This is a genomic window from Hydrogenivirga sp. 128-5-R1-1 (assembly GCF_000171895.1).
On the sequence record NZ_ABHJ01000479.1, the window covers coordinates 1 to 1144 of the forward strand.

2 protein-coding genes and 1 pseudogene are annotated in these 1144 nt (G+C 27.1%); all 3 read right to left on the reverse strand.

The window, feature by feature from the left end; all coding sequences use genetic code 11:
- Nucleotides 1–604: pseudogene (locus tag HG1285_RS00555) on the reverse strand (anthranilate synthase component I); the annotation flags it as partial.
- A 26-nt stretch (nucleotides 605–630) separates the two neighbouring features.
- Nucleotides 631–903, reverse strand: a complete 273-nt coding sequence (locus tag HG1285_RS00550) for a hypothetical protein (protein WP_008289636.1) — start codon at nucleotides 901–903, stop codon at nucleotides 631–633.
- Nucleotides 904–961: 58 nt separating this feature from the next.
- On the reverse strand, nucleotides 962–1144 hold a 183-nt coding region (locus HG1285_RS00545), incomplete at its 5' end, for an Hsp20/alpha crystallin family protein (RefSeq protein ID WP_008289637.1).

The following is a 1144-nucleotide window of genomic DNA, read 5'->3' on the forward strand; positions in this document are numbered from 1 at the left end:
GCTGGATTAAATTTTCTATTTTGTTTATTCTTTCAATGGCTTTCTTATATATCTCTTCAACATTATCATTTTTATTTAAAACAGCAGATACAATTATTTTTATAGTTTTATTTACATTATCAAAAGCTATTACTTCATCACTCAAGAAGAAATATATGTCCGGAAGTTTTAAGGTATCAGGTTTTATATCTTCAACAGGCTCATAAAAATGGATAATATCATACCCTACATATCCAACAAGTCCTCCCCAAAAAGGAGGAAGATTTTCATTTTTATAAGGCTTAAACTGTTTGACTAAGTTTTTAATCTCATTTAAAGGGTCATCTGTATTTTTTATTTGTAGTTTTCCTTGATTGTAATTTTCTATAAAATTTCCTTTAGAACGAATATATACAGGCTTTGAAGAACCTATAAAAGAGTACCTGCCTATATTTTCTCCCTGTTCTACACTTTCAAATAAAAAGTTAAATCTATCTTTTGAAGAAACTTTTAAAAATACAGATAAGGGAGTATCTATATCGGAAACAATATCTTTACTTAAAGGAATTACATTATACTCTCTTGATATTTGTTTAAAATCCTCAAAAGAAAGGTTTATTGACATTTTTTCCTTCCAAAGTTTTTAAGAAATTATACAGGAACTACAGCAAGAATTTCTACATCTTTGGAAAGCGGAGATATAAGAAGGAATTTTTTCAATCCAGCACTGTGAAGCTTTATTTCAATTTTTTTATTTATTATGCAGTTTTTTTCATTAATCTCTTCCAAAATATACTGCCAGTCAATATAAAATGAATCTTTTATATTGGATAATATTTTTGAAATAATATTTATTCCTTCCTCACCCTCAATTCTAAAGATTAGATGAAATTTTTCTTCATCATAATGGTATATTTTAAGCATATAAAAATTTTATATGAAAAAAGGGGACTTTTCATCCCCTTTTCAAATTATTTAAAAATTACTGAAGTTCTACTTTTATTTCTTTTTCTGCTTGAACCTTTGGAATTTCAAGTTTTAATATACCATCTTCAATTTTAGCCTTTGCCTCTTCTGCTTTAACTTCCACTGGAAGAGGGATTACTCTCTCAAATTTCCCATAAAATCTTTCTCTTCTATAGAAGTTGTCTTCTTTCTTTTCTTC

What these genes read in the sequence shown, in the direction of transcription:
- HG1285_RS00550 (WP_008289636.1), bottom strand. Translation starts at nt 903, where the DNA reads ATGCTTAAAATATACCATTATGATGAAGAAAAATTTCATCTAATCTTT.